Source organism: Agromyces archimandritae, assembly GCF_018024495.1.
GTDB lineage: Bacteria > Actinomycetota > Actinomycetes > Actinomycetales > Microbacteriaceae > Agromyces > Agromyces archimandritae.
Genome location: NZ_CP071696.1, coordinates 2,086,057 through 2,102,517, shown reverse-complemented (window position 1 = coordinate 2,102,517; position 16,461 = coordinate 2,086,057). Strand labels below are relative to the sequence as shown.

Below are 16,461 nucleotides of genomic sequence, written 5' to 3'. Positions count from 1 at the left end.
TGTGCGCCGGTCGAGTAGCCCGGAGGGCGTATCGAGACCACGGGGGGTTTCGATACGGCGCTTCGCGCCTCCTCAACCGGCGTCGGTCGAGTAGCCCCGATAGGGGCGTATCGAGACCCACGAGGTTTCGATACGGCGCTTCGCGCCTACTCAACCGGCGGTGGGGGCGGCGCCTACTCGACCAGCCAGTTCGCGGCGAAGCGGTCCTGGTAGTCCTCGATCGCGACGTAGCCGACGACCGGGTCCTCGGGCGCGTTCGACTCGTCCGTGATGCGCGTGAGCGTCGAGGCGCGCGTGGCCACGTCCGGCCACTCGTAGTCCTGCCCGCCCATCTCGCGGAGCAGCTGGTCGAGCACCGTCCACATCATGAGGTTCAGGTCGACCGAGAGCGTCGCATCCTGCTCGCCCGCGGCGATCTGCTCGTAGTTCGGCGGCGCCGGCCACATCGCGATGCCGTCGATCTCGAGGCCGGCGAGGTCGAGCTTCTGGGGCAGGCCGATCTGCACCTCGTCGACGGCGGCGATGAAGTACTCGGTCTGCGGGTTGGCCTGCAGGTCGCTGACGACCCGGTCGGCCGCCGTCGAGCCGAGCTCGGCGATCGGGATGTCGACGACGCGCAGCTCGCAGTCGGCGCACAGCTCGGCGACCTTCGCCTTCGCGCCGTCGAGCTCGTACTCGGAGAACGGGAACTCGGGGACGTTGTAGAACACGAAGTCGCTCGCCCCGCCGGAGCGGGCGATCGCCGCGGCGCCGAGCACCTCTCCGTTCGCGGTCATCCACTCGGGGCCGTTGAAGGCCTCCGGCAGGCCGAACTCGACCGTGTTCATGACGGATCCGCTCGCCATCGGGATGCCCGCGGCATCCAGCTGCTCGATCTGCGACTCGAAGAAGATCGGGTCGAGCGTGATGTTGATGATGCCGTCGGGGGCGAGTTCGACGACCGAGTTCATGGCCGAGTTGATCGACTGGGCGTCTTTGCCGGTCTCGACGCGTTCGAGGTCGATGCCGAGCAGCTCGGCCGGCGCCTGCAGGTTCTGCCACATGACGGCCGAGACCGGGGTGCCCACATCGAGATAGACGACGCGGGCCCCCGCCTTCACGGGTGCCGCCAGCGGTTCGTCGATCAGCAGGCCCTTCTCGCCGGCGCCCGTCCACGGGGCGAGGAACTCCTCGGCCGCGGCGACCGCGTCGGCATCGCCCCCGGCGACATCGGCGGTCTCGTCGCCGCCGTCGCCCGAGCACGAGCTCAGCAGCAGGGCGCCTGCGGCGGCGAGCGCCATCGCCCGGCCGGCTCTTCTCGTCGGTGTGTGCCTCATCGCACGTCCTCTTTCTCTTGGTCGGTGGTGCGTGTGTGTCGAACGGGAATCAGAACGGGTACGTCTGGATGCGCGACTGCATCGTCACCCACTGGGTGTCGGTGAACGCGTCGATGTTGGCCTCGTGCCCGCCGAAGCGGGCGCCCGTGCCCGACAGGCCGACGCCGCCGAACGGCGCCTCGGACTCGTCGTCGACGGTCTGGTCGTTGATGTGGAGGATGCCCGTCGGCATCCGCTCGGCCAGCTCGTAGGCGCGCAGGGCGTCGCGGGCGAGGATGCCGAGCGAGAGCCCGTACTCGCTCGCGTTGGCGAGGTCGACGAGTTCGTCGAGCGAGCCGAAGCGGGTCACGGGTGCGACGGGTCCGAAGATCTCCTTCGCGAACGCCGGATGCGCCGGCGTCACCTCCGCGAGCACCGTCGGCCGGTAGAACAGGCCGTCGTGGGTGCCGCCGGCGGCCAGGCGCGCCCCGGCATCCACCGACTCGTCGACGATCGCGGCCACCTTGTCGCGTTGGTGGGCGTCGATGAGCGGGCCGAGCGGAGCGCCGGTCGCCGGATCGCCGACGGGGATCGCGTCGGCCTTCTCGGCGAGGAGGCCCACGTATTCGTCGTAGACGCGCTCATGCACGAGGTGGCGGCCGGTGGTCATGCAGATCTGCCCCTGGTGCAGGAACGAGCCCCACGCCCCGGCGGATGCGGCGGCCGGCACATCGACGTCGTCGAGCACGACGAGGGCGCTGTTGCCGCCGAGTTCGAGGTGGGCGCGCTTCAGCAGCTGGCCCGCCCGCGACCCGATGACACGGCCGGCCTCGGTCGATCCGGTGAACGAGATCACCGGGATGCGGGGCTCGTCGACGATCGCGGCGCCGACGTCTGCGCGGCCGGCGAGCACCGAGAACAGGCCGGCGGGCAGCCCGGCCGCTTCGAGCAGGGCGGCGAAGAAGAGGCCGCCGGTGACGCTGGTGCGCGGGTCGGGTTTGTGCACGACGGCGTTGCCGAGCGCGAGGGCGGGCGCGATGGATCGGGCCGACAGGATCGCCGGGAAGTTGAACGGCGAGATGACGCCGACGACGCCGACGGGGCGACGGCGTTCGAAGCTCAGGCGCGGTTTGCCGCTGCGCAGCAGCTGCCCGTACGGCATCGTCGCCGTCGCCGCCGCGAGGTGGAACTCGCCGGCGACGAGGCCCGCTTCGAAGGCGGCCTTGCCGGCGCCCGAGCCCGCCTCGCGCACGAGCCAGCCGGCGAGCACGTCCGTATGCGCTTCGACGAGGGCTGCGGCGCGGCGCATGACGGCGGCGCGGTCTTCTGCGGGTCGGGCCGCCCAGTCGCGCTGGGCGTCGACGGCGAGACCCGTGGCCCGGTCGACGTCGGACGGCGTCGTCAGCGCGACGCCGGCGATCCGCTCCCCCGTCGCCGGGTTCACGACGTCGGCGACCGTGCCGCCGTCCTGCCAGCCGCCGATCCACGTGCGGCCGTCCCACGTCGACTGTTCGAAGAACGTCATCGCTGCTTCCTCCTGTGCGCCTCGCGCCCCGTCTTCCGCGGCGACGTGTTCGCCTCGGCACCGTGGACGCTAACAGCGGCCGGCGGCCGCCCGACTGACGTTTCGTGCACGCCGGCCGGGCGGATCGGCCGCAGGCGACGATTCGTGCACGATCGCCCGATCCGCCCTCTGAACTGGCCTTCTCGCGTTGACAGCACCGGCCTGCCGGGTTACGTTGCCGAGCGAGCGAGATATATGCGGACGCAAGGAGGCGTGCGATGGACGTGCTGGAGGTGCAGACCGCCGACGATTGGGAGGACATCGTCTCGCGGCTCTTCGTCCCCCTGTCGTGCCTGTCGTTCGAAGACCGCTTCTACGGGCGCATGGCGCATCTGCAACTGGACGACCGCCTCGCGATCGCCTCGGTGACGACGGCCGGCACGAGCGCCGAACGCACCGCCCGCACGGCCAGCCACGCCGACAGCGACGACCTGCACCTCTCCCTGCAGGTCAACTCGACCGGCATCGTCTCGCAGAACGAACGCCGGGTGCGCGTCTCGCCGGGGTCGGTGACGACGTATGCGACGGATGAGGCCTACCACCTCGACTACTCGGCGCCGGCGCAGCGCCAGCTCATCGTGCAGGTCTCCCGCAGCTCGCTCGGCATCCCGAACCGGCTCATCGACGATTCCTGCCGCCGGCTGCTGGTGCCCTCGAACGCATCCACCCGCACCCTGTTCACCTACGCCTCCGCCCTGCAGGACCGCGCGCCGCTCGCGACCGCGACCGGCCTCGACGAGCTCGCCGAGACGACCCGCGACCTCGCCGCGACGATGATCCGCTCCTCGTTCACCGCCTCGGGCGTCATGCCCCAGACCTCTGCAGGGCTGCTCGCGACGATCGAGGATCACCTCAGGCATCATGCGACGGATGCCGGCCTGTCGCTCGAGGCGGTCGCCCACCGCCACTACATCTCCCGCCGCAAGCTCTACCTGCTCTTCGAACGGGTCGGCACGACACCGGCCGACTACCTGCGCCGGCACCGCCTCGGCCTCGCGCGCACCCTGCTGGCCGCCGGCAGCATCCCCGTCGGGGAGGTCGCCTTCCGCGCCGGCTTCAGCGACCCCACCACCTTCGCCCGCGCGTTCCGCCGCGAGTACGGCTGCACCCCGCGGGAGTTCCGCGGGGGCGGCGCGGCCTGACCGGGCGGCGCAGCCGAGGCGGCGGACCGGGCGGCGCGATCGGCGCGCCCGCCGCGCGCTACGCATCCCACGCCCGCCGCGACGCGGCCGCCTATGCCCCGACGACGCGCTCCAGCGCTCCCCGGGCGCCGTGCTCGTGCAGGTCGCCGAGCGTGTCGAGGTAGGCGGCGACGAAGCGCGGCTCTGCGTTACTGTTCGGCGGATCCGTAACAAACAGTACCGACGGGGCCCCCGCGAATCCAGCCCATGCGATCGTGGATCGGGGCGATTCCGCAACGCGTCGAAAGATTACGAACCGATAACTGGCGCTCGTTACCGTTCCGTTATATATTCGTTCCAGCACCGGTTGTTTGCTGTGGCGGCCGGTGCGGAATGTGATTGCAGGACACTCTTGGTGCAAGGGAGAGGGCCGGTCGTCAGCCTCTACGACCGGCCCTCGACCGTGTCCGGGGGCCTCATCCGGGCGCTCACCGCCGTGGTCGGCTGATCTCCTTGCCCGAGCCGAGCCGTTCGAGGTTCCATCGCAGGCCGGCCTCGAGCCCGTCCGAGGCTTCTGCCGGAAGCGTGACGGCATCCAGAGCGGCACCGAACCGCTCGATCACCTCGGTGACGGTCTCCTCGATCGCGCGTTCGGCGAGCACGCCCCAGGAGCGGGCTTCGGCGACGATGCGATCGCGGCTGATCCTACGATGGTCGAAGACGCCGTCGACGGCCATGGCCATGTTCCAGTCGATACGACCTTCCTGGTACGGATTGGGCACCGCATCGTAGAGCTCGGTCAGGCGGTCCGCCCCGTCGAGGTGGAGCACACCGGTGTTCTTCGCGTGGCCGTCGTTGTCGCCGAGGAGGATCCGCATGACCAGCTGTGCGAGGAAGATGCGCAGCGAGCCCTGATCGCTGAGCCCGGCGACCATCTCTGCGAGCCGGAACACGCTCGCCCGCCTGGGGTCGCGGGGCAGAGCGGGGTTCTGGAACTTCACCTCGTCGCTCACCCAGTCGAGGCCCAGCGCCTGCGCCGCATCCTCCTGGTGGACGAGGTCGACCCGCCCGTCTTCGACGATGCGATCGAAGCGTTCGATGGAGAGGTACGGCATCGATCCCGCGCTGCGGATCTCGCTTGCGAACATCGCGAGGCCCATATGCCGCGCCAGTTCGTGCCCGGCGAATTCGTCGTAGATGCGTGAGGGTTGCGACGACAGCTGCGGCTTCAGGATGTGCGTGGAATGCCCGCCGCCGTGCGGTTGCAGCCAACGGCCGTCCTCGAATGCGGTCACGAGGACTTTCGGCTGGAACCCCGGGAGGGTCGATCGACTGTCGGGGCGGGCGCCCTGATCGTGTTCCTCGACGGCGCGGCGCAGCAGACGGCCCAGCGCGGATGTGCGGAGCGGCTCGTAGCGCGGAACGGCGCGCCCCTCGTCTTCGGTGTCGACGAAGGTCAGGGCGCCGGCGATGGATCCGCCGTATTCGCGAAGCAGCGCGAACAGGTCGTCGCGGTCGATGCCGCGCTCGGCGGCCAAGGCCGTCCGCTGGTTGCCCTCGGGTGCGTAGCCGCCGAGGAAGTCGGAGACGAGGTCGACGTCGGGTGCTCGGCCGGGCAGGACGGTGAAGCTCTCCGAGACCCGCACACCTGCCGGGTCGGCCGACTCGTCCCAAGTCACCCGCACCCGGGCCCGGTCGCGGCGCGGTGCGCGGGTGAGCACGCCGAGGGGCGTGCCGTGCAGAAGAACCCGCAGCTCAGCGGGGCCGATGCTCATAGCTGACGGTGACCTTGACGCCGAGGGCGGTCAGGGTGCGGAAGAGCCTGGCCGCGAAGATTCCGGGTTTGCCCGACTCGAGCGAACCGAGATAGTCGCGACCGAAACCGAGCGACTCCGCGAGTTCCTCCTGCGTGAGACCCCGGCCCTCCCGGGCGGCCTTCATGACGGCACCGAGATCGGCGTACTTGCGAATGGGTACGGTCGGCATGCAGTCCTCCCCGTGCAGGAATATCCCCACATTACACGATCCGAGGATATTCCCGCATGGCGCGATGCGGGAATATTCCGGCATGGCGGCACAGCTGCCGTGCGCACCGCGGCAAGCACCCTATTGTGGGGTGGGGGAAGGAGCCACGTGTCCGATCGCCAGCTCACGGTCAACGCCTGGGAGTCGCTGTTCCGCGCCCAGGTGAGCGTCATGCGCGCCCTCACCGCCGAGTTCCCGTCCGAGATCATCTCGCTGAACGAGTACGACGTGATGTTCATCCTGTCGCGGCAGGAGGATCGGAGCCTGCGCCTGCGCGACATCAACCGCATGACACTCATCACCCAGCCGAGCGTCAGCCGCCTCGTCGACCGGCTCGTCGCCCGCGGGCTGCTCGCCAAACGCGACGACCCGAGCGACGGCCGGGGCACGATCGTCTCGCTGACGGATGCCGGGTTCGACCTCTTCCGCCGCGTCGCCGTCTCGCACATGCAGTCGATCACCACGCATATGCAGGCGCTCGACGACGACGAGCTGCGCGAGCTCACCGCACTCAGCGACAAGATCCGTACGGGCGTGCACGACTCGGCCGCGCCGGGCACGCCGCTGCCCGAGTAGCGGCTCAGTCCGCGGGGCGCACCGCGTCGTCGTACTCGCGATGCCGCTTCACGTACGCGGCGATGAACGGGCACACCGGCACGATCTGCTCCCCGCGCGCGACGGCATCGTCGAGCGCCGCCTTCGCGAGCGCCGAACCGAGCCCCTCGCCCTCATGCCCCGGGAACACCTCGGTGTGCGTGAAGGTGATCCGGCCGGGCTCTGCCGTGTAGGCGGCGAAGCCCTCCGGCGTGCCGTTCACGCGCAGCTCGTAGCGCGACGCGGCGTCGTCGCGCGTCACCTCGATGCGGTCGTCGCTCGTCATCGCAAGCTCCCCTCCGGCGCCGACGGCGCCGTTTCGAGGCTACGTCGCGAGCGCGGGCACCGCCAGGGGCCGCGCGGCGCAGCCGTCGGGCGGTTCGTCCTCGACGCGCGCATCGGCCGGGCGGCCTCGCTGCGGTCTTCGCGAAGAGGACGGATGCCGGCGCCCCGGCGCGAACGGGGCGAACCCGGACGATGCGAGCGCCGCCGGGGCGAACAGCGGGTCGCCGCGTACGGCCGCGGCTGCGTCCGCGAAGCGACCGGCGGCCCCGAGGAGCGCGGGCACGGGCACGATGCGCGATGCGCGCCCCGCGGGTGCGGCAGCGCCTTCGGCGGCGGGGGTCCTCGCGGCATCCGCACCCGAATCGCCCGTCGTGCACACCAGCAGCGCGATCAGCCAGGCGACGACGAGCGAGAACGCGACGATCTCGAACACCGTCAGATTGAACAGACCGACGCGGTCGTAGAGCACCATGGCGGCCGCCTCGGTCGCGAAGAACGCGTACGAGATGACGATGAGGCTGCGGGGCATCCGCCGGGCCCACAGCTGCACGCCGAGCGAGAGCACCGCGAACGCGCCGGCCGAGCCGCAGGCGAAGAGGTTGTGGAGGTCGGTGTCGGTGTCGATCGGCACGAAGCCGACGCCCATGAGGCTGCCGCCGAGGAGCGAGATGCCGACCCGCACGATGGTGAGCGCCCCACGTCGGGTACCGAAACGCACCCGGGCGAGACCCGCGCTCAGCCGCCCCGCCATCAGCACCATGCCGGCGCCCGCGGCGATGATCGCGACGTTGAAGCAGGCGGCGGCGAGGTCGTCGCTCGTGCCGAGCGTCGAGAAGTTCAGCTCCCACCAGGCGCCGGTGCCGGTCGCGCCCATCGCGGCGACCGAACCGCTCGCGAGCACCATCGCGACGAGATTGAAGGTGCGATAGGCGCCATGGGCGGATGCGTCGCGGTGCAGGCGATACATCCCGGTCGCCAGGCCTGTGCCGAGGAGCACCGCGGTGAGCGTCGCGCCACCGGGCAGCGGTTCGAAGGCGGGTGCCGAGAAGCGCACCCCGGCGACGATGAGACCGCCCCAGAGGGCGCCGTTCAGCATCGCACGGCCGCGCGCGCCGAGCGCGACGAGGGGGTGGATGCCGGGATCACCGATCCCCCGGCCCGGCGCCGCCGATGCGATCGCGAGCAGGGCCGTGGCCAGCACTCCCGCGATGACGCCGACGACCGGGGCCGCGGCGACGGCACGCTCGCCGAGGGCGTCGGCGGCGACGGTCGCGACACCGATCGCCGTCACCACGAAGCTCGCGCCGATGACGAGCGTCAGCACGTGCCGGATCGCGACGATCGCCCGGCCTGCCAGCGCGTCGCGGACGCCGGGAACGGCCGGCGCGCCCCGGGCCGCCGATCCACCCCGGAAAAGCGAAAACCATCCTGGCAGACGCGCAGGATGGTTCGATTCGAAGCCGAGCTCACGGCGACTCCCCGGCGGCCGCCCATCGCCCCCATCCGTCTGAAACCTCGTATCCCGCATATTTCCCCTGTTCCGCGTGAGTTTTCAGCGGAAGCATAGCGGGCACCGGCGACGCCCTTCCATCGAGGCGACGAAATACGACGGACTCCTCGGCTGATTCGCAGGATCTGCGGGTTTCGGAGCGTTCCGCGGGTGGATGCCGCGGCACCTTCGGTCGTCGGCTCAGCCCGCGCGCCGCCGGCGCAGCAGGAGCGCGAGCCCGCCGAGGAGGAGCAGCCCGCCGGCGAGCGCCGGGCCGGCCGCATCCGCTCCCGTGCCGGGCAGCGGGCCCGGCGAAGGCGTCGGCCCGGGCTTCGGGCCGGGGGTCGGGCCGGGCGTCGGGCCCGGTGTCGGCGCGACGACCGTGACGGGCGCGGCCCCCTCCGAGGCGCCCCACTCGGTTCCGGGTGTTGCGGTGAACGTCGCGGTGAGGGTGTAGTCGCCGGTCGGGATGCGGCTCCAGTCGGGGGTGAGCGAGAGGAGGCCGGTCTCGCCGGCGACGAGCTCCGCGGCGGGGAACTCGTGGACGACGGTGCCCGCGGCATCCACGAGCCGGAACACGATCGTGCCCTCGGGCACGCCGCCGCCGGCGGTGACCGCCGCGCTCGCGCCGATGGGCTGCCCGCGGGTGACGGCGGGGTCGGCGGTCACCGTCGTGACCGTCGGGGCCGGGTCGACCGTCACCGTGAACGGCGGGCTCACCGAGGCGGAGAAGTTCGGCACCCGCGGCAGGTCCGGCGGTCGCGGGGTCGTCGCCGGCACGTATGCAGCGGTGAGTTCGTGCTCGCCCGGTGCGAACCCGGCCATCGGCACGGGGATGCCCGAGACGGTGACGGCGTTGCCCGAGACGGCGCCGCCGAACACCTCGGCTTCGGCGCCGGGGGCGGGCATGCCGTCCACGAGGATGACGATGCGGCCCTCCTGCACCGGCAGCGGCGAGTCGTCGTTGCGGATGGTGACGGTCGCGAGGCCGCCCTCGCCGTAGGGCACGGGGGCCGGCTCGAGGGCGTCGATGACGAGGGAGGTGTGCGCCAGGACGACGGCGATCGGAGCCCCTCTGGTCGTGACCGCGGGTTCGTAATCGGGGCCGCCGGAGTATTCGGCCGTGATCGTGTAGCCCCCGACGGTCTGCGGAACGATGCCGGCCGGGAACCCGAAGTCCGCGATGCCGCCCTGCACGGGGATGTCGGTGACGGTCATGGTCCGATCGGGCGGCAGGGTCGAGGTGAGCGTCACGTCGACGGTGCCCTGGCTCGGCGGCGGCGCGGTGCCGGTCGGGTCGACCGAAACGGTCCCCGTGACTCCGATGCCGTACGGCCACTCGCCGGTGGACGGGGTCACGGTGACCTCGACCTCGGCGGGCGTGAAGGAGAACGGTGCCTGCCCGGTGGATGCCGCGAAGCCGCTGCTGCCGGAGTACGCGGCCGAGACGATGTGGTCGCCGGCGCCGACGTCGGATGCGGTCCATTCGGCGACACCGTCGACGAGGGGCGCGCTGCCGACGAGCACGCCGTCGACCGAGAAGTCCACGGTCCCGTCCGGCACCGCAGCCGTTCCCGAGTCGTTCGCCACGGTCGCCGTGAAGGTCACCGGCCCCGGGTACGGCCCGCTCGACGGGGCTGCCGTGACGGTCGTGGCGCTCTCCGCCTGAGTCACGGCGAAGCGGATGATGCCGCTCGTGTTCCCGCTGACGCCGCCCGCACCGTCGAAGACGGCCTGAGCGACATAGTCGCCGACGGGCAGGCTCAGGTTGCTCGTGAACGATGCCGCAGCCTGGCCGGTTCCGCCGGGTTCGACGGCGGTGAACGCGAGCGGAATGGGTCCGTCGACGCGCTCGTAGTCCGCCCCGACCGGTCGGTAGAGCGTCACGCTGCCGGGCCCCTCGGGGTCGAGGGCGAAGGTCGTCGACACCAACGTCACGGTGATCGTACCCGAGGTTCGGTCGTCGTAGACGGAGTCGAGGTCGCTGGACGCGAAGGTCACGGTCGAGGCGACGACTTCGAGCGGAACCCGCTCGCTCATCGACGATGCGAGTTCGTCAGTGCCGTCGAAGGCGAGCGCGACCTCGTAGGCTCCCGTCTGCAACTCGCCGCCCGGGATGGTGAACTCCACGTCCCCGGCTGTGACGGGAATGTCGCCGATGGTGAGCAAGACCGTGTCCTCGCCGGCCCGGTACACGCGGAGCGTCGCCGTGCCGTCGACCGGGCCGGCTTCCCCGCTCGTCACGTCACCCTCTCCGACGGTGTCGAAGCCGAAGGCGCTGCTCGGCGGAACCCGCACGGCCGTCGTCGTCGGCGCGGGGGCCTCATAGGTGATCGTGATGAGGGCGGTGCGGCTGAGCGCCGTCTGGATCTGCGCGCCCGCGGGAACCCTGCTCGCACCGCCGCCGCCACCCCCGCCGCCGGTATTGGCATTCGACGCTGCGCCGCCGACGCCGCCACCGCCGCCTCCGCCGCCGGAGCCCCCGTTCGGGATGAACCCGTCTTCGCTCGGCGTCCCGTTGACTCCGTCGGCATCAGGGTCCGCGCCCGCCGCTCCGCCGGCGACGACGCCGCACAGGAGCTCGCTGCCGGAGGACCCTCCGCCCGTCGGGGTGGCGCCGCCGTTACCGCCGGTACCGCCGTCGCAGACTCCGCCGGCACCTCCTGCCCCGCCGCCGCCACCGCCACCGCCGGCGCGGACATCCGTGGATCCGGAGACGAGACGGGTCGCTCCCCCGCCCCCGCCGCCGCCGTTCAGCGGGGAGCACCGCTTCCTGCCGCTGCACCCCAGCCCGCTCGCGGCGAGCCGCTGCCGCCGACTCCTCCCAGACCCCCTTCACGCCCATCATCACCCGTCCGACCGACCTGCACCAGAACGAGACTCCCGGGCGTGGCGGACACGGCACCGGAGATCTCGGCCCCGAAGCCACCGGCACCTCCGCTGCCGGTTCCCACCGAGCCGCCGGCACCGCCGCCGGCTCCCCGGACGAGCACGGAGAGGCTCGTGACACCGGAAGGCACCCTCCAGCGCTCGGAGGTCCCTTCCTCGAAGGTGATCGTCTGCGTCGCCGCCTGGGCCGGTTCGGCGACGACGAGGGCGGCCGGTGCGGCGAGTGCGAGGCTCAGGAGGGCTGCGGCGATGCCGTGGCGGCGATGCTTCCGCGGCGGGCGGCCGGTGCGTACTGGTGTCGTCATGCGGCCGGCCTCCCCCGAACGGTGTGCCTGCAGGCTAGCGCCGTGCCGGCATCCACTCGCGGATGCCGGCACGGCGGGGCGGGGCTCAGCCGAGCCGGCGGCGCCGGCGGACGAGCACGAGGGCGAGGCCGCCGAGGAACAGCACGCCGGCGCCGAGGATCGTGCCGAGCGGATCGACGCCCGTGCCTGGCAGCGGACCCGGCGTCGGGCCGGGCGTCGGCGCGGCGATCACGACGAGCTCGACCGGCAGCGAGGCGCTCGCGCCCAGGCCCGTCGTGCCGAGGAAGCGCGCGGTGACCTCGTAGGTGCCGGGGGCCGGGGCCTCGAAGTCGAGCACCGCCGGCGAGTTCACCGTCGACGTGCCGATCGACTCGCCGTCGAGGAAGAACTCGACGGTGCCGCCCTCGGGCGAGGCCGTGCAACCCGGCGTGATGCCGGTGACCTCGGCGGTCGCGGTGACCGTCGCGCCCTCGCGGGTGCGGTTCGGGTCGATCGTGAGCACCGTCTGCGACGCGCACCCGACGACCGCGACCGGCGCCTCGCCGCTCGAACCCGCCCACACGGAGCGCGGCTCCGGCACGTACTCGCCGGTCAGCGTGTACTCGCCCGGCGGCACCAGGCTCCAGTCGGGCACGAGCGTGAGCTGACCGGTGTCGCCGTCGACCACGGGCACGGCGGGGAAGGTGTAGACGACATCGCCCGCGGCATCCACCAGCCGGAACACCATCGTGCCCTGCGGCGTCCCCTCTTCGCCGACGACCTCGCCGCGTGCGCCGATCGGCTGCCCCCACACGACCGAGGCGTCGGCCGTCACGGTCGTGGTCGTGGTGAACGACGGGATGATCGTGAATGCGACACGGTCCGACACCGACCGGGCGAAATTCACGTTCGGGGCACCGGTGAAGCGTGCGACGGCGACGTAGTCGCCGGGTGCGAGGCCCGCGAGGTCGAGTCCGGCCGCGAAGAGACCCGTCACATCGCCCTCGCTCGTCGTCTCGACGTATTCGATGAGAAGCGGGTTCTCGTACTCGGTGTCGTCGACGGTGAAGACCGCGACCGTCACCTCGGATCCGTCCGGGATGTCGAGGTCGAGAGGCGCTTCGGACGTCGTGCGGCCGTCGGCCTCGGCGAGCTGGCCCTCGAAATACGCGGACCGGTCGAGGTTCAGCGTCGTCGTCGTCGGCGCCGGGCTCACGACGACGTTCGTCACATCCTCGGAGCCCTCGAAGTCCGAGCCCTCCGACGGCTCGTACGTCGCCGTCACCTGCCATGAGCCGGCGCCGGCGATTTCGGTCGGAAGAACGATGTCCTCGAAGACGAGCGTGTGGCCCGTCGGCGTCCCCGTCCCGGCATCCACTCGGACGACATCCGTGCCGATGCGCAGCACGAGTTCGCCGCCCGACGGCGGAACCGCACTGTCCGGCGCGGTGATCGTGACGTCGACGAGTGTGGAATGGGGGTAGTCGACCGGGTCCGGATCGACCGAGGTGATCAGGGTCTCGGTCGGGGCTGCGCCGATGGTGATCGTCGATTCCGCAGAGGTCGAGGACCCGTAGTTCTGCGAGTCCGCGAACGTCGCGACGAGCGTGTACTCACCCCGAGGCAACGGTGGACTCTGCACCGGGATCGTGAAGGATGCGACCCCGGGGCCTTCCGAGAAGACCCGGACCGTGACCGGCGGGATCCCGTTGCCCGAGATCGTGACGTCGGCGTGCCCGTCCACCGGAGGAACGACTCCGGAAGCCTGGGCCGCCACGTTCACGCGTCCGGTGACGGCGCTGCCGTACGGGAAGCTCGTTGCGTCCGGCGATATCGTCGTCGTGGTGGGCGCGGGCAGAACGTCGAAGGCGGATGCCTGCTGCGTACTCGATCCGGCGATATCCCCGGTACCGCGGTAGGTGGCGGTGACGGAGTAGCTGCCGACCGGGAACGTCTGCGCGACGGGCGTGGCCGAGAACGTGCCGTCATCGGCCACGTCCACGGTGAAGGGCGCAACCGTGACGGGCCCGGTGACCGCGATCGTCACCCCGTCCGTCTGCGCCAGGTAGATACCGGACGGATCGGTCGTGACCAGCCCCTCGAGCGTCGGGCTGCCGCTCCACTCCACGCTCGACGGAGTCGCGGCGACCGTGACGTTCGAGGTCGCCTGCACGACGACGAGCTCGACAGGGCCCGTGCTCGATCCGAGGAACTCGCCGTTCTCCGCGTAGACCGCCGTCACCTCATAGTTGCCGGCGGCCAGTCGCACCGCGTCCGACACAGCGACGCCGGCTGCGTTCAACTGCCCCGTCACGGTGATCGGGGTGCCCGTCTCCGGTGCGAAGGTGAACACCACCGGCCCGCCGGGGCCGGCCGCGGTCCCCGAAACGTTCGTGACGGTCACCGACGCGATCACATCGGTGCCATACGTCGGATCCGTCGGCAGGGTGAGCCCGCTCGTCTCCGTCGCCGCCTTCGCGACGGTGAACGGCTGTGACGTGCTGGTGTTGGCCGGGACGGTGGTGTCGCGCCCATCGTAGGCCGCGACGGCGTGATAGCTGCCGGGTACGAGGATCACGGCCGGATCCGTGGGAATCGTGGCCACGGCCGTTCCGTCACCCTGACCGACGTAATCGAGGCCGTCGATGGTGTAGGGGCCGCCGGGGCCCGTGATCGTGAGCGATCCCGTTCCTTCGGGGTCGCCGGTCGCGAGCCCCTGGAGCGTCAGTGTGACGGTGCCGCTCACCGGGTCGTTGAAGATGAGGCCGGCGGCGATGTCGATGTCGAACGCCACCGCCGTGGCGACGACTTCGAACGGCATACGGCTGCTCGCCGACCCGGCGACGTCGGCGGTGCCCGCGTAGACGATCTGCACCGTGTAGTCCCCGGCTTCGAGGCCGGCCGGGATCTCGAACGACACCTGCCCGTCGACGACCTCGCCGTCGACCGGCGCGCCGACGGGCTCCCCGGCCGCGTCGAACACGAACAACTGCGCGTCGCCCGACGCACTGCCGGCATCCGAGTGGACGGTGACCTCACCGGTCACGGGCACCGGATAGTTCTCCGCCACGGTCGGCGACACGGTCGCGACGGTCTCCGACGACGCTCGCACGACCTCGCCGTCGAGGGAATCCGATACGCCGTCCGAGGCGTTCGCGTCGCCGTCGAAGGTCGCCTGGAGGAGGTACTGACCCACCGGCAACGCGACGTCGAAGGTATAAGTGCCGACGCCGCTGCGCGTCACCTCGTACGCCGAACCGTCGATGACCAGATGGACCGCCGTCGCCGCGGCGTCGTACAGTGCGCCGCCGGCCGACACGGTGATCGTGCCCGTGAACGACTCGTTCCAGGTGACCTCCGGGTCGTCGAGGGCGAGAGCGACCTCCGTGTCGGTGGCCGTCACGACCTCGATCGCGGCGGTGCCGCTCGAGCCGGCGAAGTTCCCCGAGTCGGGGGCGAAGGCCGCATGCACCGTGTACTCGCCGGTGTCGATGGGCGGTTCGAACGCGAAAGCGTTGGATGCGGAGACCGGCCTGATGGTCTGCGTCGCCGCCGGAGTGCCTCCGCTCAGGAGGGTCACGACGAGGGTCCCGGTCGGCAGGGTCGCGGAATCCGTTTCGAGCTCGATCGTGCCGCCGACCTCGGTTCCGAACGAGAACTCCGGGGCGCTCGGCTCGACGATCGTCGTGGTGGATGCCTGCTCGACGGTGTACTCGGTACTGCCGGAGCTCTCGCCGTGCGCCCCCGTCTGCGAGTAACTCGCCTCCACGGTGTAGGGGCCTCCTACCGCCTGAGCCGGGTCGGGGGCGACATCCTCGAAGGTCCCCGTCGACACTCCGGCCGGGCCGGGCACGAGATCCACAGTGATCGTGAACCCCGCGCCGAACACCGTGACGCTCCCCGTCGGGGCATTCGCACCGTCATCCGAGGTGACCGTGACCGTACCGCTCAGCGTGCCGCCGTACGGGATCGTCGAGTCGTCGAGCACGACCGCGGTCGTCGTCTCGAATGCCTGGAAGGTGATCGTGACGACACCGTGACCGATCGTCGCCGCGAGGGCCACGTCGCCGCCGCTGCTGGCACCTCCGCCGCCGCCTCCGCCTCCGGCGCCGAATGCCGCGCCCGAGCTCGCGGCACCGCCGAAGCCGTCCCCGCCGCCGCCGCCGCCGGCGCCGCCGCGCGTGTATACCGGGGCGGTTCCGCCCGCCGAGGCGCCGGTCCGCCCGCCGCTCGCGGCCGCTGCTCCGGCCGCGCCTCCGCTCTGCGAGGAGCACACCCCGCCGGCGGACGACCCGCCGGCGGACCCGGCGTTTCCGCCTGCCCCGCCCGCGCAGTTCGTACCGTTGTTGCCGCCCGAGCCCCCGAACCGCCGCCGCCGCCGGCGATGACCGCCGCCACACCGTCGACCAGGACGGCGGACGATCCGCCGCCGCCGCCGCCTCCGCCGCCCAGGGTGCCGATGTTGCTCTCGCGCTGCTCTCCCCCGGCACCGCCCGAGGCATAGCCGCCTCCGCCTGCGCCCGCCGCGCCCGCGGCGGCGACGCCGCCCTGGGCACCGACGACCACGTCCAGCACCTGGCCGCCCGACACCGAGAGCGTTGCCGTGACGAGGGCTCCATGCCCGGGAGCACCGGCGTTCAGCCCGCCGGAACCGCCGCCGCCGCCCTGCACCGCCACATCCACGCTCGAGATCCCCGCCGGCACGGTCCACGTGCCGTCCGCGGTGAAGACCATCTCGACGGTTTCGAGCGCCTGCGCGGGCGCCGCGATGACGAGCGTCGCCGGCACGGCCAGCGCGATGCTCGTGACCGCGGCCGCCCAGGCACGCCAGCGCGAGCTCCACTTCGTCGTGCGGCCTTCCACCCCGTGCGCGGATCCACCCATGCCGGTCAGCCTCCCCCGAGAGAACGGTCAG

Annotated in this window: 11 protein-coding genes; 2 read left to right on the top strand and 9 right to left on the bottom strand. The window is 71.7% G+C overall.

Annotation, left to right across the window (positions count from 1 at the left end):
* Positions 1-173: 173 nt before the first annotated feature.
* Together G127AT_RS09555 and G127AT_RS09550 are read right to left on the bottom strand one after the other, a co-directional pair.
* A complete protein-coding gene (locus tag G127AT_RS09555; RefSeq protein WP_210896336.1) occupies positions 174-1,316 on the bottom strand; it encodes a sugar ABC transporter substrate-binding protein in 1,143 nt (380 codons plus the stop codon).
* Between the two features lie 49 nt (positions 1,317-1,365).
* Positions 1,366-2,820, bottom strand: a complete 1,455-nt coding sequence (locus G127AT_RS09550; protein ID WP_210896334.1) for an aldehyde dehydrogenase family protein — start codon at positions 2,818-2,820, stop codon at positions 1,366-1,368.
* A 257-nt stretch (positions 2,821-3,077) separates the two neighbouring features.
* On the opposite strand from G127AT_RS09550, the gene G127AT_RS09545 reads away from it, so the two are divergent.
* Entirely contained in the window at positions 3,078-4,001 is a 924-nt protein-coding gene (locus G127AT_RS09545; RefSeq protein ID WP_210896332.1) for an AraC family transcriptional regulator, read from the top strand.
* A 467-nt stretch (positions 4,002-4,468) separates the two neighbouring features.
* On the opposite strand, the gene G127AT_RS09540 is transcribed toward G127AT_RS09545, so the two are convergent.
* Both G127AT_RS09540 and G127AT_RS09535 read right to left on the bottom strand, forming a co-directional pair.
* Positions 4,469-5,755: a type II toxin-antitoxin system HipA family toxin gene (locus G127AT_RS09540; RefSeq protein WP_210896330.1), complete on the bottom strand. Its 1,287-nt coding sequence runs from the start codon at positions 5,753-5,755 to the stop codon at positions 4,469-4,471.
* The gene (locus G127AT_RS09535) at positions 5,736-5,966 is read right to left on the bottom strand and encodes a helix-turn-helix domain-containing protein (protein WP_210896328.1); all 231 of its coding nucleotides are present in this window, start codon (positions 5,964-5,966) and stop codon (positions 5,736-5,738) included. Before G127AT_RS09535 ends, G127AT_RS09540 begins: the two co-directional genes overlap by 20 nt.
* Before the next feature lie 147 nt (positions 5,967-6,113).
* Here G127AT_RS09535 and G127AT_RS09530 point away from each other — a divergent pair, with 147 nt between their 5' ends.
* Positions 6,114-6,581, top strand: a complete 468-nt coding sequence (locus tag G127AT_RS09530) for a MarR family winged helix-turn-helix transcriptional regulator (protein WP_244857512.1) — start codon at positions 6,114-6,116, stop codon at positions 6,579-6,581.
* 4 nt (positions 6,582-6,585) lie between these two features.
* Here the strand turns inward: G127AT_RS09530 and G127AT_RS09525 are convergent, their stop codons facing one another.
* The 5 genes from G127AT_RS09525 to G127AT_RS09500 all read right to left on the bottom strand — a co-directional run bounded on the left by G127AT_RS09525 (position 6,586) and on the right by G127AT_RS09500 (position 16,430).
* Positions 6,586-6,885, bottom strand: coding sequence for a GNAT family N-acetyltransferase (locus G127AT_RS09525; protein WP_210896327.1), 300 nt, complete (start codon positions 6,883-6,885; stop codon positions 6,586-6,588).
* Positions 6,886-6,924: 39 nt separating this feature from the next.
* Positions 6,925-8,208, bottom strand: coding sequence for a hypothetical protein (locus G127AT_RS09520; RefSeq protein ID WP_210896325.1), 1,284 nt, complete (start codon positions 8,206-8,208; stop codon positions 6,925-6,927).
* Positions 8,209-8,574: 366 nt separating this feature from the next.
* A complete protein-coding gene (locus G127AT_RS09515; RefSeq protein WP_210896323.1) occupies positions 8,575-10,617 on the bottom strand; it encodes an Ig-like domain-containing protein in 2,043 nt (680 codons plus the stop codon).
* Positions 10,618-11,652: 1,035 nt separating this feature from the next.
* A complete protein-coding gene (locus G127AT_RS09505) occupies positions 11,653-15,609 on the bottom strand; it encodes an Ig-like domain-containing protein (protein WP_210896322.1) in 3,957 nt (1,318 codons plus the stop codon).
* Entirely contained in the window at positions 15,495-16,430 is a 936-nt protein-coding gene (locus tag G127AT_RS09500; RefSeq protein ID WP_210896320.1) for a hypothetical protein, read from the bottom strand. Before G127AT_RS09500 ends, G127AT_RS09505 begins: the two co-directional genes overlap by 115 nt.
* Positions 16,431-16,461: the final 31 nt, after the last annotated feature.